The organism is Sphingobium sp. CFD-2 (assembly GCF_024611135.1).
GTDB lineage: Bacteria > Pseudomonadota > Alphaproteobacteria > Sphingomonadales > Sphingomonadaceae > Sphingobium > Sphingobium fuliginis.
Genome location: NZ_CP084405.1, coordinates 1,526,322 through 1,551,039 on the forward strand (window position 1 = coordinate 1,526,322; position 24,718 = coordinate 1,551,039).

21 protein-coding genes are annotated in these 24,718 nt (G+C 63.8%); 8 read left to right on the top strand and 13 right to left on the bottom strand.

Annotated features, from left to right (window positions below):
- Positions 1-21: 21 nt before the first annotated feature.
- A complete protein-coding gene (locus LDB29_RS07350) occupies positions 22-1,674 on the bottom strand; it encodes an electron transfer flavoprotein-ubiquinone oxidoreductase (protein ID WP_025547403.1) in 1,653 nt (550 codons plus the stop codon).
- A gap of 128 nt (positions 1,675-1,802) precedes the next feature.
- Here LDB29_RS07350 and LDB29_RS07355 point away from each other — a divergent pair, with 128 nt between their 5' ends.
- From LDB29_RS07355 to moaB, 3 genes are read left to right on the top strand one after another with little or no spacing between them, the layout of a single operon-like run.
- Positions 1,803-2,519 carry a uracil-DNA glycosylase family protein gene (locus LDB29_RS07355; protein ID WP_052816653.1) on the top strand — a complete coding sequence of 239 codons (717 nt, stop codon included), beginning with the start codon at positions 1,803-1,805 and terminating at the stop codon, positions 2,517-2,519.
- Positions 2,516-4,315, top strand: coding sequence for a lytic transglycosylase domain-containing protein (locus LDB29_RS07360; RefSeq protein ID WP_099185769.1), 1,800 nt, complete (start codon positions 2,516-2,518; stop codon positions 4,313-4,315). The genes LDB29_RS07355 and LDB29_RS07360 overlap by 4 nt, the downstream gene beginning before the upstream one ends.
- On the top strand, positions 4,315-4,842 hold the full coding sequence (gene moaB, locus LDB29_RS07365; RefSeq protein ID WP_025547406.1) for a molybdenum cofactor biosynthesis protein B: 528 nt from the start codon (positions 4,315-4,317) through the stop codon (positions 4,840-4,842). Before LDB29_RS07360 ends, moaB begins: the two co-directional genes overlap by 1 nt.
- 23 nt (positions 4,843-4,865) lie before the next feature.
- Here the strand turns inward: moaB and LDB29_RS07370 are convergent, their stop codons facing one another.
- Complete coding sequence (locus LDB29_RS07370) at positions 4,866-5,375, bottom strand: YbjN domain-containing protein (RefSeq protein WP_244968672.1); 510 nt, start codon at positions 5,373-5,375, stop codon at positions 4,866-4,868.
- An 80-nt stretch (positions 5,376-5,455) separates the two neighbouring features.
- On the opposite strand from LDB29_RS07370, the gene LDB29_RS07375 reads away from it, so the two are divergent.
- A complete protein-coding gene (locus tag LDB29_RS07375; RefSeq protein WP_025547410.1) occupies positions 5,456-6,523 on the top strand; it encodes a PA0069 family radical SAM protein in 1,068 nt (355 codons plus the stop codon).
- An 85-nt stretch (positions 6,524-6,608) separates the two neighbouring features.
- On the opposite strand, the gene dnaE is transcribed toward LDB29_RS07375, so the two are convergent.
- Positions 6,609-10,145, bottom strand: coding sequence for a DNA polymerase III subunit alpha (gene dnaE, locus LDB29_RS07380; protein WP_025547412.1), 3,537 nt, complete (start codon positions 10,143-10,145; stop codon positions 6,609-6,611).
- A 128-nt stretch (positions 10,146-10,273) separates the two neighbouring features.
- Between dnaE and LDB29_RS07385 the strand changes: the two genes are divergently transcribed.
- Complete coding sequence (locus LDB29_RS07385) at positions 10,274-12,082, top strand: diguanylate cyclase (protein ID WP_025547413.1); 1,809 nt, start codon at positions 10,274-10,276, stop codon at positions 12,080-12,082.
- Here the strand turns inward: LDB29_RS07385 and LDB29_RS07390 are convergent.
- Together LDB29_RS07390 and LDB29_RS07395 are read right to left on the bottom strand one after the other, a co-directional pair.
- Positions 12,068-12,757, bottom strand: coding sequence for an ABC transporter ATP-binding protein (locus LDB29_RS07390; RefSeq protein WP_025547415.1), 690 nt, complete (start codon positions 12,755-12,757; stop codon positions 12,068-12,070). The genes LDB29_RS07385 and LDB29_RS07390 overlap by 15 nt on opposite strands.
- Positions 12,750-14,000, bottom strand: a complete 1,251-nt coding sequence (locus LDB29_RS07395; protein ID WP_025547417.1) for a lipoprotein-releasing ABC transporter permease subunit — start codon at positions 13,998-14,000, stop codon at positions 12,750-12,752. Before LDB29_RS07395 ends, LDB29_RS07390 begins: the two co-directional genes overlap by 8 nt.
- A 532-nt stretch (positions 14,001-14,532) precedes the next feature.
- Here LDB29_RS07395 and LDB29_RS07400 point away from each other — a divergent pair.
- Positions 14,533-15,003 (top strand): Hsp20 family protein, encoded by a 471-nt coding sequence (locus tag LDB29_RS07400; RefSeq protein WP_025547419.1) that lies wholly within the window; start codon positions 14,533-14,535, stop codon positions 15,001-15,003.
- A gap of 54 nt (positions 15,004-15,057) precedes the next feature.
- Here the strand turns inward: LDB29_RS07400 and LDB29_RS07405 are convergent, their stop codons facing one another.
- From LDB29_RS07405 to ccmC, 8 genes are all read right to left on the bottom strand, one after another.
- A complete protein-coding gene (locus LDB29_RS07405) occupies positions 15,058-16,986 on the bottom strand; it encodes a potassium transporter Kup (RefSeq protein WP_025547421.1) in 1,929 nt (642 codons plus the stop codon).
- 142 nt (positions 16,987-17,128) lie between these two features.
- Positions 17,129-17,764, bottom strand: coding sequence for a cytochrome c biosynthesis protein (locus LDB29_RS07410; protein WP_044662380.1), 636 nt, complete (start codon positions 17,762-17,764; stop codon positions 17,129-17,131).
- Positions 17,761-18,171, bottom strand: a complete 411-nt coding sequence (locus LDB29_RS07415) for a cytochrome c-type biogenesis protein (RefSeq protein WP_025547423.1) — start codon at positions 18,169-18,171, stop codon at positions 17,761-17,763. The genes LDB29_RS07410 and LDB29_RS07415 overlap by 4 nt, the downstream gene beginning before the upstream one ends.
- Complete coding sequence (locus LDB29_RS07420) at positions 18,168-18,695, bottom strand: redoxin family protein (protein WP_025547425.1); 528 nt, start codon at positions 18,693-18,695, stop codon at positions 18,168-18,170. The genes LDB29_RS07415 and LDB29_RS07420 overlap by 4 nt, the downstream gene beginning before the upstream one ends.
- Positions 18,692-20,632 carry a heme lyase CcmF/NrfE family subunit gene (locus LDB29_RS07425; protein ID WP_099185768.1) on the bottom strand — a complete coding sequence of 647 codons (1,941 nt, stop codon included), beginning with the start codon at positions 20,630-20,632 and terminating at the stop codon, positions 18,692-18,694. The genes LDB29_RS07420 and LDB29_RS07425 overlap by 4 nt, the downstream gene beginning before the upstream one ends.
- A gap of 139 nt (positions 20,633-20,771) precedes the next feature.
- Positions 20,772-21,218, bottom strand: a complete 447-nt coding sequence (gene ccmE / locus LDB29_RS07430; RefSeq protein WP_025547427.1) for a cytochrome c maturation protein CcmE — start codon at positions 21,216-21,218, stop codon at positions 20,772-20,774.
- Entirely contained in the window at positions 21,215-21,355 is a 141-nt protein-coding gene (locus LDB29_RS07435; RefSeq protein ID WP_165363354.1) for a hypothetical protein, read from the bottom strand. Before LDB29_RS07435 ends, ccmE begins: the two co-directional genes overlap by 4 nt.
- A 4-nt stretch (positions 21,356-21,359) precedes the next feature.
- A complete protein-coding gene (gene ccmC, locus LDB29_RS07440; RefSeq protein ID WP_025547429.1) occupies positions 21,360-22,082 on the bottom strand; it encodes a heme ABC transporter permease CcmC in 723 nt (240 codons plus the stop codon).
- A 200-nt stretch (positions 22,083-22,282) separates the two neighbouring features.
- On the opposite strand from ccmC, the gene purF reads away from it, so the two are divergent.
- Both purF and LDB29_RS07450 read left to right on the top strand, forming a co-directional pair.
- The gene (gene purF, locus LDB29_RS07445; protein ID WP_044662385.1) at positions 22,283-23,743 is read left to right on the top strand and encodes an amidophosphoribosyltransferase; all 1,461 of its coding nucleotides are present in this window, start codon (positions 22,283-22,285) and stop codon (positions 23,741-23,743) included.
- An 81-nt stretch (positions 23,744-23,824) separates the two neighbouring features.
- Positions 23,825-24,550, top strand: coding sequence for an SDR family NAD(P)-dependent oxidoreductase (locus LDB29_RS07450; RefSeq protein ID WP_025547432.1), 726 nt, complete (start codon positions 23,825-23,827; stop codon positions 24,548-24,550).
- Positions 24,551-24,718: the final 168 nt, after the last annotated feature.

The following is a 24,718-nucleotide window of genomic DNA, read 5'->3' on the forward strand; positions in this document are numbered from 1 at the left end:
AATGCCTGTTGAGGTAGGCGCCTACATGTTCGGATAGTTCGGTCCTCCACCGCCCTCGGGCACCACCCAGTTGATGTTCTGGGTCGGGTCCTTGATGTCGCACGTCTTGCAGTGGACGCAGTTCTGCGCATTGATCTGGAAGCGGGGTTCGCCTTCTTCCAGCCCGACCACTTCATAGACGCCCGCCGGACAATAGCGTTGCGCCGGCTCGTCATAAAGGGGCAGGTTGTAGGAAATCGGGATGGACGGGTCCTTGAGCTGGAGATGGACCGGCTGATCTTCCTCATGATTGGTGTTGCTGAGGAACACCGACGACAGCCGGTCGAAGCTGATCACGCCATCGGGCTTGGGATAATCGATCTTCCTCGACACGTCCTTGCGCCACAGCTTCTCCGCATCGGGCTTGTGCTTCATCGTGAAGGGCAGGCCGATCTTCAGCGTGCGCATCCACATGTCGATGCCCGCCAGCACCGTGCCGATGGTGTTGCCGAACTTCGACAGCAGCGGCTCGGCATTCTTGACCAGTTGCAGTTCGGCCGCGATCCAGCTCGACCGCAGATTGGCCTCATAATCGTCCAGCACATCGCTCGACCGTTCGGCCCGGATCGCAGCGAAGGCCGCCTCCGCCGCCAGCATGCCCGATTTCATCGCGGTATGCGTGCCCTTGATGCGGGGCACGTTGACGAAGCCCGCCGAGCAACCGATCAACGCGCCGCCCGGGAAGGCGAGCTTGGGGATCGACTGCCAGCCGCCCTCGTTGATCGCCCGCGCGCCATAGGAGACGCGACGCCCGCCCTCCAGATATTTGCGGATTTCCGGATGCTGCTTCCAGCGCTGGAATTCCTCGAACGGGTAGAGATAGGGGTTGCGATAGCCCAGCCCCACGACGAAGCCCAGCGCCACCTGCCCATTGGCCTGATGGTAGAGGAAGCCGCCGCCATAGGCGTCGGTCAGCGGCCAGCCCTGGGTATGGATGACGAGGCCGGGCTTGTGCTTGGCGGGATCGATGTCCCACAATTCCTTCATGCCCAGGCCATAGACCTGCGGCTCGCTGTCGGCATCGAGCGCGAACTGGCGCTTCAATATCTTGGTGAGATGGCCCCGCGCGCCCTCCGCAAAGAAGGTGTAGCGCGCATGCAGTTCCAGCCCAGGCTGATAGTCAGGCTTGCGATTGCCCTCCCTGTCGATACCCATGTCGCCGGTCGCGACGCCCTTCACCGACCCGTCCTCATTGTAGAGGATTTCCGCCGCCGCGAAGCCGGGGAAGATTTCGACGCCCAGCCCCTCGGCCTGTTCGGCCAGCCAGCGGCAGAGATTGCCCAGCGATCCGGTATAGGTGCCCTTGTTGTGCATCCATCCCGGCGTCATGATGTGCGGCATGCTCATCTTGCCGCCCTTGCTGAGGAACCAGTGCTGATTGTCCGTCACCGGCACTTCGGCCATCGGGCAGCCCATGTCGCGCCATTCGGGGAACAACTCATCCAGCGCCTTGGGATCGACCACCGCGCCCGACAGGATATGGGCGCCGATTTCCGAGCCCTTTTCCAGCACGCAAACCGACAATTCCTGCCCAGCCTCGTTCGCGAGTTGCTTCAGCCTGATGGCCGAAGACAGCCCCGCCGGTCCCCCGCCGACGATGACGATGTCATAGGGCATCGAATCCCGTTCGCTCATATTCCCTCCATTTCGTCGACGCCGCCGGTTTTCCTTCCTGATCCGGTCGCCGCGCTACCCAAACGTTTTGCCATTGAGCGCGATGAAGAAACTTGACCACGGCGTCAACCTCTGGCCCAAGACAATCGATGCGGGGATTATTGCAGGAAAATCTGGCGGAGACCGCCAATGCCTATATGGCGTGGTGGAGGCTGGCCGGCGTGGATTGCGCCATCGGGGAGGAACCGACCAACTGGTTGCGCCCCGTTCAGGAGCCGCCGCGAACGCGGATCGCCGCGCCCGACGATGCTCCCGCCCAGACTAAGCCCCAGTCTTTCGACTCCTTCCTGACCTGGCTTGCGGAGGACGCCGCCCAGCCGGAGCGGCGCTGGCCGGGCGCCGCGCTGATGCCCGCAGGGCCCGTCAACGCACCTCTCATGGTCATCACCGACATGCCCGATCCCGCAGACATCGGGGCAGGAGCCCTGCTCAGCGAGCGCGCGGGTCAATTGTTCGATGCCATGTTGCGGACGATCGGCCTCAAGCGGCAGGACATCCATCTGGGGTCGCTCTTCCTGTCCCGTCCGCCGGGCGCGATGGTGGAGGCGTCGGATCTGGCGGCGGCCGCCGCGCGCATGCGCACACATGTGATGCTTGCCTCCCCCCGAAGATTATTGTTGTTGGGCGACCGAACGATCCGCACCCTTCTGCCAACGCCGGAGACAGGTTTACGGAATTTTAACCATGATGGCGGCACCTTACCCGCCTTCGCCACATTTCACCCGCGTTTGCTGCTTGGCCAACCCGCAGCAAAGGCAGAATGTTGGCGTGTGCTGCAAGGTCTGATCGAGGAAATGACTGAGTGATTCGCGCAACCACCCTTTCATCATGCCTGGCAGCGCTGGCTTTCGCCGCGACGGCCATGCCGGCAAACGCCGACACGGCGGTTACTGTTCCCGCGATTGCCCGGGAATTGCCTTCATCGCCTCTCCAGCTGAGCGAGGCCGACAAGGGCCGGTACAGCGCCATTTACGCCGCCTTGCGGGACCAGAAATGGATGGATGCGAAGGCGATGATCGGCGCGCTGGACGCGCAGGACGCTTTCCGCCCGGTCGCCCTGGCCGAACTCTACCTCGCAAGGAATTCCCCCAGGGTCGAGCTGTTCGAACTGCTCGACCTCATCAACAAGGCGCCATGGCTGGACAAGGCCGATCAGCTTTCCCGGCTGGCGCAGAAGCGTGGCGCCACGATCCTGCCCGCCCTGCCCCAGGTGCAGAAGATGGTCTGGCTGGGTGGCGCGCCCCGCCGCGAATATGTGTCGGCGGTGAAGACCGATGCGCTGGCTCAGGCACTGGTCGGTCAAATCCAGCCCTTCATCAAGAATGACGATCCGGCCGGCGCCGAAGCCCTGCTTTCCACCGGTGAGGCGGGGCTGACGCCGGAGGGCCTGACCGAAGTGCGGCAGCGCATCGCCTGGGCCTATTATATCGAAAGCGACGACGCCAACGCCCGGCGCATGGCGGCGAAGGCCCTTGAAGGCCGCAGCGGCGGCGATTGGGCTGTTCAGGCCTATTGGACCACCGGCCTTGCGGCCTGGCGCCAGAATGACTGCCGGGCCGCTGCGCCCGCTTTCGGCAATGTCGCGGCGCTGGCCGGCAATAGCGACATGCGCGCAGCAGGCGCCTATTGGGCGGCGCGCGCCTATATGGTGTGCGGAGAACCGGAGCGGGTCGAAGCCCTGCTGAAGACCGCTGCGCGCTCGGAAGAGAGCTTTTACGGCCTGCTGGCCCGCGAAACGCTGGCCGTGCCCTTGGGCGGCGCGCCTGCCGCACCTCGCTTCGGCGCTACGGAATGGCAGCAGCTCAAGGACAGCCCTAATGTGCGGGCGGCCGTTACCCTGTCAGCCATTGGTGAAACGGCACGAGCGGACCAGATCCTGCGCTATCAGGCGAAGATCGGCGGGACCAGCCAATATGATGCGCTGATCCGGCTGGCGGGCGCGCTGAGCCTGCCGGAAACCCAGCTCTGGCTCGCTCATAACGGTCCTGCTGGCAAGCAGCCGGGCAGTTTCGCGCGCTTCCCCGCACCCGATTGGCGGCCGGATGGTGGATGGCGGGTCGACCCGGCGCTGATCTATGCCCATGCGCTCCAGGAATCCGGTTTCCGCCGGGATGTCGTGAGCAGCGCAGGCGCGCGCGGACTGATGCAGGTGCTGCCCAGCACGGGCAGCCTGATGGGCCTTTCCGCGTCCGATCAACTGTTCGTGCCGTCGACCAATATGGAATATGGCCAGCGCTACCTCGAAAATCTGCGCGACATGGGCGCGACCGGCGGGCTGCTGCCCAAGGTGATGGCCGCCTATAATGCCGGGCCGATGCCCGTCGAGCGTTGGAACAGCGAAGTGAAGGACAATGGCGACCCGCTGCTGTTCATCGAATCCCTGCCCTATTACGAAACGCGCGCCTATGTGAACATCGTGATGCGCAACTATTGGATGTATCAGATCCAGGCGAAGGGCAGTGCGGAATCGCTGGCTGGCATGGCGCAGGGACTTTGGCCGACCTTTCCGGGAACGAAGGGCACGCGCCTGGTGCGCCTGGCTCCCAGGAAGCCGATGGCCAGCGCAAGCATTGCCGCCAGCATTGCCGGCGGTTCCGACTGATGCCGATCGACGAAGGCCGGCCCTTCCTGCCGGTTCGGATTGCATTGCTGACAGTGTCGGACAGCCGCACGGCCGCCGACGACAGGTCGGGCGACATTCTGGCGGATCGCATTGCCGCCGCCGGCCATGTCCTGGCCGATCGTCATATCGAGCGGGACGAACGCTCGGCCATCGTCGCGCGCCTGCATGCATGGATCGACGATCCGCAGATCGACTGCATCATCACGACAGGCGGAACGGGAGTCACGGGCCGCGACGTCACCCCGGAGGCTCTGGCGCAGGTGCAGGACAAGGAAATTCCGGGCTTTGGAGAGTTGTTCCGCTGGCTCAGCTATCAAAGCATCGGCACGTCCACCATCCAGTCGCGGGCGACCGCCTGCGTCGCTCGGGGCACCTATATCTTCGCGTTGCCTGGATCGACGGGCGCGGTGAAGGATGCCTGGGACGGCATCCTCGCCAGCCAACTCGACAATCGTTTCCGGCCCTGCAATTTCGTGGAACTCATGCCGCGCCTGACCGAACGCTGAGGACATCGCCACAATTTGCGGCCTCATTTGGTCGGCGCAGGGTTCTCCTTGAAGAATTTGCTGGCCTCACCCAGCATGACCGTCCACCAGTCGATCACATCCGCGAAATTCTTCTGGTTAAGCCCGCCGACGGTCGTCACGTCATAGGCAACCGCCAGCGATCCGTCGTCCCAGACGGACATCTGCGCGAACCTCTTGTCCTTGTTCCATTTATTGGCAAGCTCCGGCGTATTGCCGCCGTCATCCTCAAAGCTCACCTGAAATTGCAGCGACCCGCAATGCCGCGTCTGCTCGCATTCATAGAAGAAGATCGAGTAATCATAACCGCTCGCCGCGCTTTCGATCTTCGGATTGCCGGTCTGCTTGCTCTTGCCCAACAGCGCCTTGTATCCGGCGGCCTGAAGCGCCTGCACCACGGTTTGCGGATCGCTCGCGCATATCAGGCCCGCATCGCAGGCCCCAGTGTCGGCAGCCAGGCCGGGCGTTGCCAGAGCCATCCACAAGCCTGCCGCGGCGATGATCTTCCGCATCATGTCCCCCTTTTCGAACGGGCTTCAGATGAACCGGCGGATACGGCCTTGTCAACATGTTCCCTTTATGTTCTAATTCCGATATGGCGGTTGAGAAAGGCAGAGGTGCGACGGTAAACGGCGAAAGCCGGCGTTTCAACATGCCCGAACGAACGTCCGACGGCGATTGGCTGGATGCCCTGACCGACATTGACGGCGTCCCGCCGCGGCGGCGTACGGAGGTGACGGTAGAACGCCCTCGAACCATCATCAGCCGCAACAACTCTCCCGACATTGCCTTCAGCCAGTCGATCAACGCCTATCGGGGCTGCGAACATGGCTGCATCTATTGCTTCGCCCGTCCGACCCATGCCTATCACGACCTGTCGCCGGGCCTGGATTTCGAAACCCGGCTGTTTGCGAAGCCCGACGCGGCAACGTTGCTTCGCAAGGAGCTTTCCAAGAAATCCCATCAGGTCAACCCGATCGCGATGGGCACCAATACCGATCCCTATCAGCCGATCGAACGGGACTGGAGGATCACCAGACAATGCCTTGAAATATTGTGGGAATGCCGTCATCCGGTCTATATCACGACCAAATCCGATCGGATATTGCGCGACATCGACCTGCTGACCTGCATGGCGCGGGAAAGGCTGGTCGCGGTGATGATTTCGGTGACCTCGCTGAATCCCGCCACGGCCAGAACGCTGGAACCGCGCGCGCCGCATCCGCTTCGCCGGGTGGAGGCGATCCGGCGGTTGGCGGATGCGGGCATACCGGTCGTCGCCAGCATATCGCCCATCGTTCCCGCTATCACCGATCATGAGATAGAGGATATTGTCGCTCGTGTCGCATCGGCTGGCGCACGGGACGCCAGCTATATCCCCGTCCGCCTGCCCCATGAAGTCGCCCCGCTGTTCCGCGCCTGGTTGGAAGAACATTATCCCGACCGCGCGGCCAAGGTGATGGCAATCATCCATGACATAAGGGGCGGTCGCGACAATGACGCGAATTTCGGCAGCCGGATGCGCGGACAGGGAGTATGGGCCGACCTGATCCGCACGCGCTTCCAAAAGGCACGTAAACGGGCGGGCTTCACTGGAGAACGGGTGACTCTGCGCACCGATCTGTTCCGAAGGCCGGAGGGTGACCAGATGAGCCTATTCTAGGGTTTCAGGCTCCAGATCGAGCTTCGAAACTGAGGTTCCTGCACATGGCGACGGTGAGGGCAAGCTGTCCTTGGCCGGAGGAAGCTCAACCCGCCACCAAGCGCAAGCCCGAACGCCGATTGCGTGCGCGATAGCCGTCCGCTTTGGCTTCCATCCGTTCGAACGAGCCAATGCGCAGGCCGGCAATCGTCGCGATGCTGTCGACCTGGTCCGCGCCGATCAGATAATCGTCGCCCAGGAACAACCGCGCCGCCTTGCCTCCCCCCACGGGCGCACGCAGGAAGACTTCGCTCCGTCCTCCCTTCGCGCGCGCCAGAAGTTGCGCCAACGTCCCGATTGCGGCTGCATCGCTCACATCGACCACCAGTTCCATGCGGGAACTATTGGCCAATTGGCGGAAAGGCTCCACCCCGCGAACCGTCACCCGCGGCGTTTCTTCGCCCGGCAAGCGGTCCAGTTCAACCATCAGCAACGCGCAATCGCCTTCGCGCGCCATATCCTCGATAGCCTTGCAGGCATCCTCATCGAAGCAGCTCGCCTGAAACTGACCGCTGCTGTCGGAGAATGTGGCGGCGGCATAACGCGCACCCCGCTTGGTTTCACGCCAGCGCACATCCTCGACCATGGCCGCCATCACGCCGGTGGCACGTCCGCCCTCAGCCACCGGTTCGGCGCAAATCGCGCCATAGCTTTTCGCGCCGCGCGCCTCTGCCAGATGGCGGTAGCGGTCCACCGGATGCGCGGAGAAATAGAAGCCGAAGGCATCCTTTTCCTGCGCCATGCGGTCCGCCGTCGACCAGGTCTGGTGCGGCGGGATGCGGACATCCGCATGCGGCGTTTCGACATCTCCGAACAGACCGCCCTGACCGCTTTCCCTTGCCTCCGCAGCGCTGGAGGCGACGCTGAGGATCGTTTCCGCCGCTGCATGGACGCCGGCCCGGTCGGCATGCACGCCGTCGAAGGCGCCAGCCGCCGCCAGGCTTTCCAATTGCCGCCGGTTGAGCAGACGCGGCTCGATCCGGTCGGCAAAATCATCCAGCGACTTGAACGGGCCGCCAACCTCCCGCTCGGCCACAAGCTGTTCCATCGCCTTCTCGCCCACGCCTTTCAGCCCGCCCAGCGCATAGCGTACGGCAAAGCCCAGGCGCGGGTCGTCGCCTTCATATTGGACCGGCTCGACCGAAAAATCCGCCAGGCTGCGGTTGATGTCCGGCGCCAGGCAGCTCAGCCCCATGCGCCGCATGTCGTCCACGAACACGGTCAGCTTGTCCGTCAGGTGGATGTCGAAGGCCATGGACGCGGCATAGAATTCCGCCGGATAATGCGCCTTCAGCCAGGCGGTCTGATAGGCGAGCAGAGCATAGGCGGCGGCGTGCGACTTGTTGAAGCCATAGCCCGCGAACTTGTCGATCAAGTCGAACAGTTCGTTCGCCTTGCCCGCCGCGATGCCGCTGTTCGCGCACCCCTCGACGAAGCGGGCGCGTTGCGCATCCATCTCCGCCTTGATCTTCTTGCCCATGGCGCGGCGCAGAAGGTCGGCATCGCCCAGTGAATAGCCCGCCAATATCTGCGCGGCCTGCATCACCTGTTCCTGATAGACGAAGATGCCATAGGTCTCTTCCAGGATCGGTTTCAGCAATATATGTGGATATTCAATCTCTTCCTGACCGTTCTTGCGACGGCCGAACATGGGGATGTTATCCATCGGCCCGGGGCGGTAGAGCGACACCAGCGCGATGATGTCCCCGAAGTTGGTCGGACGCACGGCGGCCAGCGTCTTGCGCATGCCCTCCGATTCCAACTGGAACACGCCGACCGTATCGCCCCGCTGGAGCAGTTCATAGACCGCCGGATCGTCCCAGCCGAGCGAATTGAGGTCGACCTCCACCCCCCGGCCCGCAAGCAGTTGCACCGCCTTCTGCAAGACGGACAGCGTCTTGAGGCCAAGGAAGTCGAACTTCACCAGCCCCGCGCCCTCGACATATTTCATGTCGAACTGCGTCACCGGCATGTCGGAGCGCGGATCGCGATAGAGCGGCACCAGTTGCGACAGCGGCCTGTCGCCGATCACCACGCCCGCCGCATGGGTGGAGCTGTGGCGCGGAAAGCCCTCCAGCTTCATCGCATAGTCGATCAGTCGCCTGACCTGCGCGTCATTGTCATATTCCGCCCTGAACTCCGCCACGCCGTTCAGCGAGCGTTCCAGCGTCCAGGGATCGGTCGGATGGTTGGGCACCAGCTTGGCCAGGCGGTCGACCTGCCCATAGCTCATCTGCAGGACGCGGCCCGTGTCCTTCAGAACGGCGCGCGCCTTCAGCTTTCCGAAGGTGATGATCTGCGCGACATGGTCCGTGCCATATTTCTGCTGGACATAGCGGATCACCTCGCCTCGCCGCGTTTCGCAGAAGTCGATGTCGAAGTCCGGCATGGAGACGCGTTCCGGATTCAGGAAGCGCTCGAACAGCAATCCCAGTTGCAGCGGGTCCAGATCGGTGATCGTCAGCGCCCAGGCGACGACCGATCCAGCGCCCGAACCACGTCCCGGCCCCACCGGAATGTCATGATCCTTCGCCCATTTGATGAAGTCGGCCACGATCAGGAAGTAGCCCGGAAATCCCATCTGGATGATGATGTCGGTTTCGAACCGCAGCCGGCCGAAATAGGGCTTTCGCGCTTCCTCGTCGGTGATGCCGGCCTTGGCCAGCCGGGCTTCCAGCCCTGCCGTCGCCTGCTCGCGCAGCATCTTCGCCTCGCCCTCTATGTCGCCGGCCAGGCTGGGGAGGATGGGCTTGCGCTTGGGGGCGGCAACGGCGCAGCGCTGGGCGACCACCAGCGTATTGGCGAGCGCTTCGGGCAAATCCTCGAACAGCCGCCTCATCTCCGCCGCCGGTTTCATCCAGGCGTCCGGCGAACTGGTGCGACGGTCGGGCGTCTCGACATAGGCGCTGTCGGCAATGCAGAGCATCACGTCATGCGCTTCGTGGAAATGCGGCTCGGCAAAGCAGGTCGGGTTGGTCGCCACCAGAGGCAGGTCGCGGGCATAGGCAAGGTCGAGCAGTTCCGGTTCCGCCTTCCCTTCGATGGGGTCGAAACGGCGGCAGATTTCGATATAGAGCCTTCCGGGAAACAGCGCTTCCAGCCGCCTGGCATAGGCCAGCGCCGCAGCGGGCTGATCCTCGGCGAAGAGCCGCGCCAGCGCGCCTTCCCCTCCGGCAGTCAAGGCGATCAGGCCATCGGTCCGCCCCTCCAGCATGTTTAGGCTGATATGCGGCACCTCTTCGACGGGCCGGTCGAGATGCGCCATGGATACCAGCGCACAGAGATTGTCATAGCCGGCCGCATCCTGCGCATAGAGGGCGATCCAGTCGTGCACGGGCGCCGCATTGGCCGGGCGGTCGGGGCGCGAAATGCCGATCATCGCGCCGATGATCGGCTGCACCCCCTCCCCCTTGCAGGCGTCGGAAAAGGCCATGGAGCCATACAGGCCGTTACGGTCGGTGATGGCTGCGGCGGGAAAGCCCAGAGCCCTCGCCTGCTTCGCGATCTTCTTGGGGTCGATCGCCCCCTCCAGCATGGTGAAGGATGAAAAGACGCGAAGGGGGACGAAACCGGCATGAGGCATGACCTCATCTAGGCATTCCCACCGATTCGGCGCCAGCCCCCGGACGCAGAAAGTCGTGGGTAAAATTGCACCGTCACTGGCCGATGGTTAACACATCTCCAACTATTGAGTTCTAGCCTGAGCGGATCATGCGTCTATCCACCATCACCAACTATGCCTATGGCGCCACCGTGGCCCTTACCCTCGCTTCGGGGGCGGTCATGCTGATGGCCTCCAGCGCGGAAGAAAAGGAGCGGGCCGCCGTCGAGCAGCGGGCCGTGTTCGACCAGATGACCGCCACGCTGGAGGAAGACACCTATCGGCTGACCGAGCAGGCCCGCGCCTATGTGATTACGGGCGATCCGTCGCATATCATCGCCTATCGGCGGGAGAAGGCGGCGCTCCGCTCTGTCGAGCAGCGTATTCTGCATCTGCGCGACCGGGGAGCAAGCATCAGCGAACTGGCGGCGTTGCGGCAGGGGTTGCACTGGGCCGACGCGCTGACCGATGAGCAGGAAGCCGCCATCAACGCCGCCGAAAAGGGAGACCGGGAGACCGCGCGCACCATAGTCTTCGGGGACGAATATGGCCGGGAACTCGATCGCGTCGCCGCCCAGATCGGCAAATTCCAGTATATGCTGGATCAGCGGGCGGAAAACACCGTCCGGCAGGCGACCGAAGCGGCCCGGCAGTGGCGCATCATGTCGGAAATCATGCTGGGTGCTACCGCCCTGCTGTTCCTGTGTGTGCTCTACTTCATCCTGAAGCAGCGCATATTGCGTCCGGTGGTGAGGCTGAGCGATGTCGTGACGCGCCTTGCCGCGCAGGACTACGCCGCTGTGCCGCCCGACTTTCCCCAGGTGGACGAGATTGGCGACATGGCGCAGGCCATCCGCATTTTCCGGGAAAACGGCCTGGAAAGGCAAAGGCTGGAGCAGGAACGCGATGCGGACCGGATCACGCGCGACCAGCTTTCCCGCATGACGCAACGCCTGCAGGGATGCGACAGCACCAGCGATCTGGTCGAGGTCGTCCGGCGTTTCGCGCCTGAGATCGCGCCGGGTTTTGCCGGGCGGCTCTACATTCACGACACGCGCCGCAACATGATGGTGCAGGCCTGCGACTGGCTGTCGCCCCGGCAGTCGGGCGGCGATTTTACACCCGCCGCCTGTTGGGCGCTGCGGCGGGGGCAGATTCACAAGCCGGCCGGCGATCTGGTCGACATTCCCTGCGAGCATCTGACGGGAAATGCGCAGGTCCGCACCATCTGCATACCGCTGACGGCGCAGGGGGAGAGCATCGGCCTGCTCTATGTCGAGCAGCCCGAGGATCGTACCGCCGACCAGATCGGCCGCACCGAGAAATATTTGGAGATGCTGGCGGAAAATATCGGCCTGGCTCTTGCCAATCTGCGGCTGCGCGATGCGTTGCGGCAGATGGCCATGGCCGATCCGCTGACCGGGCTGGCCAATCGTCGCCGCTTCGATGCGGTGTTCAACGAACAGGTGGCCCATGCCGAAAGCGCCCTGACGCCGCTGGCCTGCCTGATGGTCGACATCGATCATTTCAAGCGGTTCAACGACGCCCATGGCCATGATGCGGGCGATGCCGTGCTGCGCGCCGTGGGCGGCGTGCTGGACGAAGCGTTGCGGGAAAAGGATTGCGCTTTCCGTCTGGGCGGGGAGGAGTTCGTGCTGTTGATGCCCGGCTTCGCGCAGGATCAGGCCATCGACCGCGCCATTCAGGTGCAGCAGAAATTGCAGGAACTGCGAGTCGAGCATCGGGGCGAAGAACTGGGGCCGATCACAGCCTCCTTCGGCCTTGCCGTCTTCCCCGACCATGGCAGGGCGGAAACACTGGTCCGGACGGCGGACGCCGCGCTGCTTCGGGCGAAGAATCAGGGAAGGAACCAGATCGTCATCGCGACGGTCCGGGATGCGGCATCACATTCCGCCTGAACTTTCCTCCAGCAGTCCTTCATGAAGGCGGACAACCCGGTCCATCTTCTCCGCCAGTCTTTCATTATGCGTCGCCACCAGCGCGGCGGAACCTTCCTCGCGCACCAGCCGCAGGAATTCGGCCAGCACGACGTCGGCGGTCCGCTCGTCCAGATTGCCGGTGGGCTCGTCCGCAAGGACCAGCGCAGGCCGGTTGGCGAGCGCCCGCGCCACGGCCACGCGCTGCTGCTCGCCGCCGGAAAGCTGGCTGGGCCGATGTTCCAGCCGATGGCCAAGCCCCAATGACCCGAGCAGGGATTCGGCGCGAGCGCGGGCCGTTGCCATCTCCTCATCGCGGATCACCTGCGGCAGGATGACATTCTCCACCGCATTGAAGTCGGGAAGCAGATGGTGGAATTGATAGACGAAGCCCAGCGCATCCCTGCGAAGCCGCGTCCGTCCGTCATTGTCGAGCTTCGCCGCTTCCTCGCCCGCGATGCGGATCGATCCGTCGAAGCCGCCCTCCAACAGTCCTACCGCCTGGAGCAGCGTCGATTTCCCCGATCCCGACGGACCGAGCAACGCCACGATTTCTCCCGGCGCCACCGACAACTCGACACCGCGCAACACCTCTATGGTGACGCCGCCCTGGGTGAAGCTGCGCTTGAGGCCTGCGACCTTCAATATCTCATTCATAACGCAGCACCTGCACGGGATCGGTATTGGCGGCCTTGAACGCGGGATAGAGCGTCGCCAGGAAGCTGAACATCAACGCCATCAGGCAGATGATGGCGATCTCCACCGGATCGGGCTTGGCCGGCAATTCGGTGAGGAAGCGGATCGACGGGTCCCAGAGATTCTGCCCCGTCATGAACTGGATCGCGTTCACCACGCTCTGACGGAAGAACAGGAAGGTGAAGCCCAGCACCATGCCCGCCGCCATGCCCAGCGCGCCGATCGTCACGCCCACGGTCATGAATATCTTCACCAGCCCGGCCCGGCTCGCACCCATGGTCCGCAGGATGGCGATGTCGCGCGTCTTCGCGCGCACCAGCATGATGAGCGAGGAGAGGATGTTGAAAACCGCCACCAGCACGATGATCGACAGCACGACGAACATGGCGACGCGCTCGACCGCCAGCGCCTCGAACAGCGAGGCATTCATCTGCCGCCAGTCGGTGACGATCGCGCGGCCCGCGACCTTGCCGGCCAAGGGTTCCAATATGGCGGCCACCTGGTCGGCGTTGACGGTCTCCACCTCGATCATGCTGACGACGTCGCCCAACAGCAGCAATGTCTGGGCGTCCTCCACCGGCATGACGACGAAGGCCTTGTCATAATCGTAGATGCCGACCTCGAAAATGGCGGCCACTTGATAGGATACCTGCCGCGGCACCGTGCCGAAGGGCGTCGAACGGCCCGCGGGATTGATGATGGTAAGGCTGTCGCCCAACTGGATTCCCAGATTTTCCGCCAGCCGCGACCCTATCGCCACCTTGCCGCCATTGGGGGTCAGCGCGCTCAGGCTGCCGGCCACGACCTTCGCCTTCAGCGTTGCATTGTTGCGGATGTCGTTCACGGTCATGCCGCGCACCAGCACCGCTTCCACCCGCCCCTGAAAGCTGCCCAGCAGGGGCTGCTCGATCAATGGCGTGGCGCTGGTCACGCCGGGCGTCGCCTTCGCCTCCCTCAACACCGCCTTCCAGTCCGGCAGGCGTCCGCCATAGCCCTGGACGACGGCATGACCGTTAAGGCCCACGATCTTGTCGAACAGTTCGGCGCGAAAGCCGTTCATCACGCTCATCACGATGATCAGCGCCGCCACCCCCAGCATCACGGCGGCCAGGCTGATGCCGGCAACCAGGAATATGAACCCCTCCCCCTTGCCGGGCAGCAGGTAACGCTTGGCAATCATGCGTTCGTATCGGGATAGAATCATGACGGCGCGAATGGCCTCTCGATTGGACAGGCAGCCCGTCTAGCATGCTATCGAACGACGGCAAGCATTGCCGGATTGTTGCACCGGAGCCACAGCCTCGCGGGGAAAATCACAAGGCTGGGAAATAGCCCGTGACAGCGGCCTGCTCTATACATAGCACAGGCGACGAAGCACAGGTAAATGGCCGTGGTTCAGGGATACTGCATCCCGCTTCGAGCTTAGGGGGCTGAGAAGCGGTTGAGGCAGGCCAAGGGGGAGACGAGCAATCGTCCATTAGTACCCGGGTCGTGGAAACACGGCCCGGGTACTTTTCTTTTCGGGCTTGAACGACCAGCCATTGGGCCGCCTCCGGGCATGTGAACAAGGCTGCGCATGGCGCCCGCCACGCATCCAAAATCCCGTCGCCAGACCACTTGAAACGCTTTTCCATCGAACCATATCAAAGCCGTTCAGCCGCCATATGGGGTTGGACATGGTACCGCCGGATGCCTTGTTCTGGGTCCGGCATGTTCATTTTGCTCTTTGGGAGATTATGACAGTGCGTGGTTTTGACCTTACCCCCTATCGCCGCTCGACCGTGGGCTTCGATCGTCTCTTCGACCTGATCGAGAACAACGCCCGGTTGCAGCAAGGCGACAATTATCCCCCGTTCAACATCGAACGGATTTCCGAAGATCGCTATCGCGTCACGCTGGCCGTCGCGGGCTTCCGGACGGACGAGATCGACATCACTGCCCAGCAGAACCTGCTCCAGGTCACCGGGCGCAAGGAAGAATCGCAGGGCGGCGACCGCTCTCGCTTCCTGCATGTCGGCATCGCCAACCGCAGCTTCGAACGCCGCTTCGAACTCGCCGATTTCGTGCGGGTCGAAAAGGCCGACCTGGCCGATGGTCTGCTGACGATCGAACTGGTGCGTGAGGTTCCGGAGGCGATGAAGCCGAAGAAGATCGCGATCAACGGCGGTCAGCTCGTCGAGATCAATGCCGATCGCGACGCGGCCTGATCCGCGTGGATGGAAGATGGGGCGCGGCGGTTCTGCCGCGCCCTTTTATATGGATCAGATCTCGACCTGGCTGCCCAGTTCGACCACGCGATTGGTCGGCAGCCGGAAGAATTCCATTGCGCTTTCCGCATTGCGCAGCATCCAGGCGAAAATCTTCTCCCGCCACAGCGGCATCCCCGGCTTGGCCGACGGCAGCAGCGTCTGCCGGGCTAGGAAGAAGCTGGTGTCCATCATCCTGAACGCCTGACCGCAACCAGTCACATTCTTGAGCGCGGCGGGGACGTCGGGCTCCTGCATGAAGCCATATTGCAGCACCAGCCGGAAGAATCCGCGGCCCAGATCCTCCAGCTTGAAGCGCCCGTCATCTTCTACAACCGGCACATCCTTGATCTTGACGGTCAAGAGGATGACGCGCTCATGCAACACCTTGTTGTGCTTGAGATTATGCAGCAGCGCATGCGGAACGCCATCGGGCGTGGAGGTCATGAAAACCGCCGTACCGGGCACCCGAACCGCGCTGTTCGCGGCGGACGCGACGAAGACGGGAATCGGCATGGCCGCTTCGCGCAGCCGGTCCTGAACCAGACGGCGCCCGCGCGACCAGGTGGTGAGCAGGGTGAAGATCACGAAGCCGATCAGCAGCGGGAACCAGCCGCCATCGGGCACCTTGGTGAAATTGGCCGCCAGATAGGCGCCGTCCACCAGGAACAACACCGAAAGCAGGGGCGCTGAATAATACCAGCGCCATTTCCATAGCCGGTAGAGCAGCACCGTCAGCAACACATTGTCGATGAACATCGCGCCCGTGACGGCGATGCCATAGGCGGCCGTGAGGTTCGAGGAGGTCTGGAATACCAGCACCAGCAGGATCACCATGACCATCAGCCCCCAGTTGATGAGGGGGATGTAGATCTGGCCGGCCGTCGACGCGCTGGTATGCGCAATCCGCAGGCGTGGCATGAAGCCGAGCTGTATCGCCTGTTGCGTAACGGAAAAAGCGCCGGAGATCACCGCCTGGCTGGCGATGATCGCGGCCAGCGTGGCCAGCCCGACCAGCGGCAATTGCGCCCATTGCGGCGCCAGATAATAAAAGGGGCTGTGAAGGGCGGCCGCGCCCTCCCGGAACAGCAGCGCGCCCTGCCCCATATAGTTCATCATCAAGGCAGGCAGGACGAAGGTCAGCCAGGACACGCGGATCGGACTGCGTCCGAAATGCCCCATATCGGCGTAGAGCGCTTCCGCGCCCGTCACGGCCAGCACGACCGCGCCCAGGGCGAGGAATGCCGGCAGCGGGTCGGTGACGAAGAACATGACCGCCCAATAGGGATTGAAGGCGTGGAGGATGCCCGGCGTCTTGACGATGCTGATGATGCCCAGAACCGCGATGGTCAGGAAATAGAACAGCATGATCGGGCCGAACAGCGATGCGACCCGGTTGGTCCCCAGTCCCTGTATCCAGAACAGGCCGAGCAGGATGACGATCGCGGCCGGCAGGATCAGCGGCGCAAGGCTGCTGTTGTAGACCGCCAGTCCCTCGACCGCCGACAGCACCGACACGGCGGGCGTGATCATCGAGTCGCCGTAGAAAAGGGACGTCGCGAACACGCCGAGCAGGACGATGCCGCGCGACCATCGCTGCGTCCTGGTCTGGCCGTTGATCAGGGCGAGCAGGGCGAGACTGCCCCCCTCCCCCTTGTTGTCCGCACGCATGATGACGGTGACATATTTCAGCGTCACGACCAGCATCATCGACCAGAACATCAGGCTGATGACGCCCAATATATGATCCGGATCGAGGTCCAGATGATGATGCCCGGCGAATGTTTCGCGGAAGGCATAAAGCGGGCTGGTGCCGATGTCCCCGAAGACGATGCCGATCGCACCGACGACCAGCTTCAGCGTGGCCTTCTGTCCGGCATGACCGTGATCATGGGCGCCCTCGTCATCGACGCGCACGGCGCCGTTGGTGATCTCGTCAGCCATGAAGAAAATGCCGAATTGTCATGATCTTTGGACACCCGAACGGGGAAGCGGCCCGTCTTGTCATTCCATAAGCCCCCGCAAACCGCCGCGCCCTATCACGGCTCCCGGGTGGTGGCAATGATGCCGCTGCGGCTTCGACCGTCTATCGGCCTTCGGACCCGAGCATGGCATCGATACGCGCGATATTGCCTTCGAGTTCCTTCTTGACCTCGCTGCCTTCGGGGGCGCTGGCGGCCAGCGGGCCCCAAAGGGCGCGTGCTTCCTTGAGTTGCCCCGCCCGGGCGAGGGCCAGTCCGTAGAAATAGCGGGGCGCCGGACCTTCGGGATCGATCGCCATCGACCGGCGATAGGCGAAATCGGCGGCGGGAGACAGCACTCCGCCTGCATGCGCGACCAGCGCATTGCCGAAGCCCAGCCACAAATTGGGATCGTCCGGAGTCTCGCGAAGTCCGGACAAAAGGACGTTCGCCGCTTCCTTCGTCTTCCCCTGTCGGCCAAGGCCGTCCGAAAGCATCAGCCATTGGCCCGCCTTGCCATAGCGCTCGGCAAGGCCCCGGCGTTGCTCGGCCAGCTTCTCGTCGAACGCGGCGCCGCCCCTGTCGGCCGCCTGCCGGGGCGAGCCAGCCAGTCCGGGACGGCCCTGCCACGCATAGCCGGCCAAACCCAGCAACAGCGCAGCGGCCGTGATTTCCCAGGCCGACCTCGGCACCCGCCCGACAAGGACGAGCGCCACGCTCACCAGGACCAGCTGGGCGCCGGCAATGATCCAGCCGGTCATGCCCGCCTCCCCCGCTTGATCCGACCGCGCAGCAGCAGCAGCCCCAATCCCAGCAGGATCAGGGGCGCGGCCCAGAGCGGCCAGAGGATCGGATCGGCTGTCGGCTCATAGCTGACCCAGTCGCCATAGCGCTCGATCAGCCAGGCGCGGATATGCTCGGGCTCTTCCCCCGCCATGATGCGTTCGCGAATCTGGGAGCGCATGTCGCCGGCCATGCTGGCATTGCTGTCGGCAATCGACTGACTCTGGCAGGTGAGGCAGCGGATCGTCTCCATCAGCGTCCGCGCCTTCTTCTCCAGGGCCGGGTCTTCGATCTGGCGGTCGGCATAGGGCGCCGGCGGCAGCGCGGACTGCGCGAAGACCGGCACGCTCAGCATCAGCGCCAGCAGGGCGACCAGCATCCTCATTGCGCATTCCTCAGCCGGTCCAGGATCATCGGCACATCATCCTGACGGATGTCGCCGACATGCTGATAGGCGATGCGGCCCCTTCCATCGATGATGAAGCTTTCGGGCACGCCCGACGAACCCATGGCGATCTGCACCTCGCTCCGCGCATCCAGGCCGATGCGGGAATAGGGATTGCCATAGCGCTTGAGGAAGGCGTCGACATCGGGCCGGGCATCGCGGATGGCGATGGCGTCGATCTCCACGCCCGCCTGCCTGAGCGCCAGCAACTGCGGCGCCTCGGCCGCGCAGGGCACGCACCAGCTCGCGAAGATATTGAGCAGGCGCGGCTTGCCGGTCGCGAGTTCCGAACTTGCCAGCGGCGGCCGGTCGCTCGCGGCGGCAGGCAGGACAAAGGCAGGCAGCGCCTTGCCCACCAGTTTCGAATTGATGATCCGGTCGTCCGGACGCAGCAGCCCGCTGGCAAACAGCCCGAAAAAACCAAGGAACAGCGCCAGCGGCAGCCAGATCAGCAGCTTCCTCATGCGCCGGCCTCCACGGCCCTGCGTGCCCGCCATTTGAGCAGCCATCCGCGCCGTTCCCGCCCGACCAGCGCCAGCGCGCCGCCCACAGCGATCAGGAAACCGCCCAGCCAGATCAGCGTCACGAAAGGCTTCCACCAGATGCGGAGCTGCCAGCGGCCTTCATCCGCCTCCTGCCCCAGCACGACATAGAGCTGGCCATTCCAGCGGGTCAGCAGAGCGGCCTCCGTCGTCGTCGTGGGCGGCGAGGCGAAGAAGCGGGACTGCGGGTGGATCAGGACCGGCTCCCCACCATCCCGGCTGGCTTCCATATCCGCCTGGAGCGCGGTCCAGTTATCGCCCGCTATCGGCAGAATCTGCTTGAACCGGATCGTCCAGCCCGCCGTCTCCACAGTATCGCCAGGGCGGGCGGCCACCAGCTTTTCCACCGTGAAAGCCGAATCGCAGGCCATGCCCGCCAGGCTGACCGCGCAGCCCAGATGCGCGATCACCATGCCCCAGGTGAAAAGCGGCGTGCGACGCAGATTGCGCTTCCAGAGCGGCGCGACACTCCCCACAGCGACGGCCAGGGCGATCACCAGGCCGAGGAAAGGCAATATGCCGATCCGTCCCCAGGCGAATGCCGACAAGGCGAGGAAAACCAATCCCGCCATTATCAGCGGGACGGCTATGCGCCGGCTCACCTCCCGCATCCGGTCGCGCCGCCAGCGGGTCAGCGGCCCGAGGACCATGACGATCATCAAGGCAAGCGCGACAGGCCCGGCGATGCGGTCGAAATAGGGCGCGCCGACCGACACCTTATGGCCGAAGGCCTCGGTCAGCAGCGGATAAAGCGTGCCGATCAGCACCAGCCCCAATATGACCGACAGCAGCAGATTGTTGACGACCAGCATGGTTTCCCGGCTGACCAGCTCGAACGGCGCGCCCTCGCGGACCGCGCCCACGCGCCAGCCGAACAGCGCCAGCGCCCCGCCGATATAGAAGCCGAGCAACGCCAGGATGAAGGTTCCGCGCTCCGGATCGACGGCAAAGGCATGGACGCTGGTCAGGATGCCCGACCGGACGAGGAAAGTGCCGACCATCGACATGGAGAAGGCGACGACCGCCAGCATCACCGTCCAGGCGCGCAGGGCGTCGCGGGTGGCCAGCACGGTCACGCTATGCAGCAGCGCCGTCGCCGCCAGCCACGGCATGAGCGAGGCGTTCTCCACCGGGTCCCAGAACCACCAGCCGCCCCAGCCCAGCTCATAATAGGCCCAATAGCTGCCCGCCGTGATGCCGAGCGTCAGCAATATCCACGCCCCCAATACCCAGGGCCGCATGGCGCGGGCGAAAGCGGCGTCCACCTGCCGGGTCAGCAATGCGCCGACAGCGAAGGAAAAGGCAACCGACAGCCCGACATAGCCAAGGTAAAGCGTCGGCGGATGAAAGGCGAGGCCGGGGTCCTGCAACAGCGGATTGAGCCCCTGCCCGTCTGCCGCCGGCGGGTCGATCCGCGCGAAGGGATTGGAGGCGAAAAGCAGGAAGGCGTAGAAACCAAGGCTGATCGCCGCCTGTCCGCCCAGCGTCGCCATATGGGTGTCACGCCGCAAGGCCCGCTCGAACAAGGCGACGGCCGATCCGGCGACGCCCATCACCGTCACCCAAAGCAGCATCGACCCTTCATGATTGCCCCATGTTCCAGCGAATTTGTAGAGCCACGGCTTCATCGAATGGCTGTTGGTGGCGACGAGCAGGACCGACATGTCGGATCGCAGAAACAGCATGATCAGCAAGGCGAAGGCCGTCGCGGTCAGCACCCCCTGCGCGACCGCCACCGGACGGACGGCGCCCAGCAGCTCGCTCTTGCCACCCGCCAGGCCGATCGCGGCCAGCGCCAATTGAAGCAGCGCCAAGGACGCGGCGAGCCATAATGCGGCAAGGCCGGCTTCAGCGATCATGCTGCCGCTTTCCTCCCGAATGCTTCATGGCCATGAACCAGATGCCGGGCCTGCTCCGCCCCTTCGAGTTGCGGAGCGCGGGGCCTGATGGATGCTGAACCAACCCCAGCATGACCTTGCCGATGACGCTGGCTCTCGCTCACCTTTCGGCCTTCATCTTGTGGTTTTTTTCATCATAGCTCATGCCTTCCAGTTCACGCGGCATGTAGCGTTCGTCGTGCTTGGCCAACAGGTTGGTGGCCTGGAAGGTGCCGCCCGCATCGAAAGCACCTTCCGCCACCACACCTGAACCTTCGCGGAAAAGGTCTGGCGTGATGCCCTTGAAGCTCGCCGGAACGGTCGCCTTGCCGTCGGTGACGTCGAAATGGATGGTGACGCCGTCGCTGGCGCGCTTCAGGCTGCCCTTGACCACCATGCCGCCCAGCCGGATCGCCTTGCCCGGCTCGACGCCCTTGGTCTTAACGTCATTGGGCGCGTAGAAATAAGCCGCCTCGTCCTTCAGCGCGGAAGCGGCCAGCAATCCCGCGCCGATCAGCGCGAGCAGGGCCACCACGGCCAGGATCAGCCTTTGATGCTTTGCCTTCATGCCCTGTCCGCCGATACCCTGTCCGCCGATGCCCTGCGTTCAGCGTTGCGCATCGCGCGCCAACTGAACAGGCTGATGAGGCCGGTGCCCGACAAGGTCAGCGCATAGGCGCCGATGACGAAAGCCCATTGGTTCATATCCTCACCCCCGCGCCAGCCTTTGCATGCGCGCTTCGATCTTGTTCTGCGCCAATATGGCGCGCATGCGCATCAGCACGATCGCGGCGAAAAGCAAGGTAAATCCGGCGAGGGTGAAGCCGAGCGGCCAAAGCAGCGCGGTATCGATGCTGGACCCGCGCAGCGTGATGCTGGGCCCCTGATGCAGGCTGTTCCACCAGACGACGGAGCGGTTGATGATCGGGATGTTGATCGCGCCCACCAGCCCGAAAATGGCTGTCACCGGGCTCACCCCGCCGCTGCCCTGCCGCGCGCTGGCATTGGCGAGCGCGATATAGCCGAGATAGAGGAAGAACAGCACCAGCATGGAGGTCATGCGTCCATCCCATTCCCACCATGTACCCCAGGTCGGCCGGCCCCAGATCGATCCGGTGACAAGGCAGATCGCCGTGAAGAAAGCGCCCGGCATGGCGATGGCCCGGCCCGCGACGGCCGCGAGCGGATGGCGCCAGACGAGCTGCATGAGGGCAGCGACGGCGATTCCGGTCCATCCGCCCATGCCCAGCCACGCAGCCGGCACATGAATGTAGAGGATGCGCACCGTATCCCCCTGAAGATAGTCCGCCGGGGTCACGAACAGGCCGCAGCCGGCGCCGGCCAGCAGCAGGATCAGCCCCGGCCAGAACAGCCAGGCGGTCAACGGCCGGGCAATTCTGAGGAAGCGTGCAGGATTGGCGAAACGATGCATGAGAAGAGGCTATTAGCCTCCCCAATGGCTCAAGGCCAGTAGGCCTTTTTCCCAATTTCATCGCTGGAAAATAGCGGCCGGTAGGTATTGCATCCCTTTTTTGTGACAGGCAGGCGACAAATCGTCCTCAACGCACTATATGCGCGCGAAAGCCGTCCCGATGAGGGCGCACAGGATCGGCAGTGGACCATCAAAAACCCATGTTTACGACCAACCCGTTCGACGACGACAAATTGCGTGAGGAATGCGGCATTTTCGGCGTCTTCAACGCTGAAACCGCCTCCGCCATGGTGGCCCTTGGCCTTCACGCGCTCCAGCATCGCGGCCAGGAAGCCGCGGGCATCACCAGTTGGGACGGCCATGATTTCCACACCCATCGGGCAATGGGGCATGTGGCCGGGAATTTCGACCGCGACGAAGTGATTCGGGGCCTTCCCGGCACCGCCGCCTGCGGCCATGTCCGCTATTCCACCACCGGCGAGACATCGCTCCGCAATGTCCAGCCGCTTTATGCGGAACTGAGTTCGGGCGGTTTCGCCGTCGCGCATAACGGCAACATCTCCAACGCCATGAAGCTGCGGCGGGAACTGATCCGCCGCGGTTCCATCTTCCAGTCGACGTCGGACACGGAAGTCATCATCCATCTGGTCGCCACGTCCACCTATCGCACGCTGCTCGACAAGTTCATCGATGCGCTGAAGCAGGTCGAGGGCGCCTATTCGCTGATCGTCATGACGCCCGAAGGCATGGTAGCCTGCCGCGACCCGCTGGGCATCCGGCCGCTGGTCATGGGCAAGCTGGGCGATTCGATCATCTTCGCCTCTGAAACCGTCGCCTTCGACGTGGTGGGCGCGGAGCATGTCCGCTCCATCGAACCGGGCGAACTGGTCATCGTCACCCATGACGGCGAGGTGCGCAGCCACCGTCCCTTCGGCGACACCCATGCCCGGCCCTGCATCTTCGAACATGTCTATTTCAGCCGTCCCGATTCGGTCGTGGACGGCTCCAGCGTCTATTCGGTCCGCAAGGCGATCGGCGCGCAACTGGCCATCGAAAATCCGGTCGAGGCGGACTTCGTCATCCCCGTGCCCGACAGCGGCGTTCCGGCAGCAATCGGCTATGCCCAGCAATCGGGCATTCCCTTCGAGCTGGGCATCATCCGCTCGCACTATATCGGGCGCACCTTCATCCAGCCGGGCGACAAGGTCCGCCATCTGGGCGTGAAGCTGAAGCATAACGCCAATCGCGCCCTGATCGAGGGCAAGCGGATCGTCCTGATCGACGATTCGATCGTGCGCGGCACCACTTCGCTCAAGATCGTGCAGATGATGCGCGAGGCAGGCGCCAAGGAAGTGCACATGCGCATCGCCAGTCCGCCGACCAAGCATAGCTGCTTCTATGGCGTCGACACGCCGGAACGGACCAAGCTGCTGGCGCACCGTCTGGACATTGGCGGGATGCAGGACTTCATTCATGCCGACAGCCTGTCCTTCATCTCGATCGACGGCCTGTACAAGGCCTTGGGCGAGGCGAAGCGCGCCGACATACGGCCGCAATATTGCGACGCCTGCTTCACCGGCGACTATCCCACCACTCTGACCGACCAGGACGAAGCCGTGGTTCAGAACCAGCTCGAACTGCTGGCCGAACGAGTGGTCTGAACGCCTTTCCTACCGCTGGACGGACAGCCCGACGCTTTGCGGCCTCGGGCTTGCTCCTTCCTGACCCCATGAGGGACATTCATGTCGACCCAACCCCTTTCCGGCCAACCCCTTTCCGGTAAGCTCGCCCTCGTCACCGGAGCGAGCCGCGGCATCGGCGCCGCCACGGCGGAAGCACTCGCCGCCGCCGGCGCCCATGTCATCCTGACCGCCCGCACCACTGGCGGGCTGGAAGAGGTGGAGGATCGCATTCACGAGGGCGGCGGCAATGCGACCATCGCGCCGCTGGACCTCATCGACGGCGAAAGCATCGGACGATTGGCGCATGCCATTTCGGGTCGCTGGCAGGCGCTGGACATATTGGTCCTGAACGCGGCGACGCTGGGCAGCCTGGCTTCGGTTCCAGCCATCGACGCCAAGGAATTCGCCCGGTTGCTGACGCTCAATGTTGCCGCGCCCCAGGCGCTGATCGCGGCGTTCGACGGCATGCTGCGGGCGAGCGGCGATGCGCGCGTGGTGGCGATCACCTCTTCGGTCGGCGCGACGCCGCGCGCTTATTGGGGCGCCTATGGCGCTTCGAAGGCGGCGCTCGAAACCCTGGTCGGCGCCTATGGCGAGGAAGTGAAGAACATTTCCGCCATCCGCACCCATATCGTCGATCCCGGCGCCACCCGTACAGCGATGCGGGCGCGGGCCTTTCCGGGTGAAGACCCGGCGACGCTCAAGGAACCGGCTGCCGTGGGTCAGGCGATTCTCGACCTGGTGATTGCGGACACGCCCGACGGATACCGGACGCGTATCGATTAGAGGCTGAGCCCTGGGGATGACTAGACTGGCCGGTTGCGGGCATAGCACTTCCCCCATCCACCCGCCAAGGCCGCTAGAGCAGATTCCGATCCGATTGCATCGGCTCGACTGCTCTAAATTTTTGTTTTGTCGCGTTTTCCGGGTCAGCAGATGATCCCATCTGCTTGG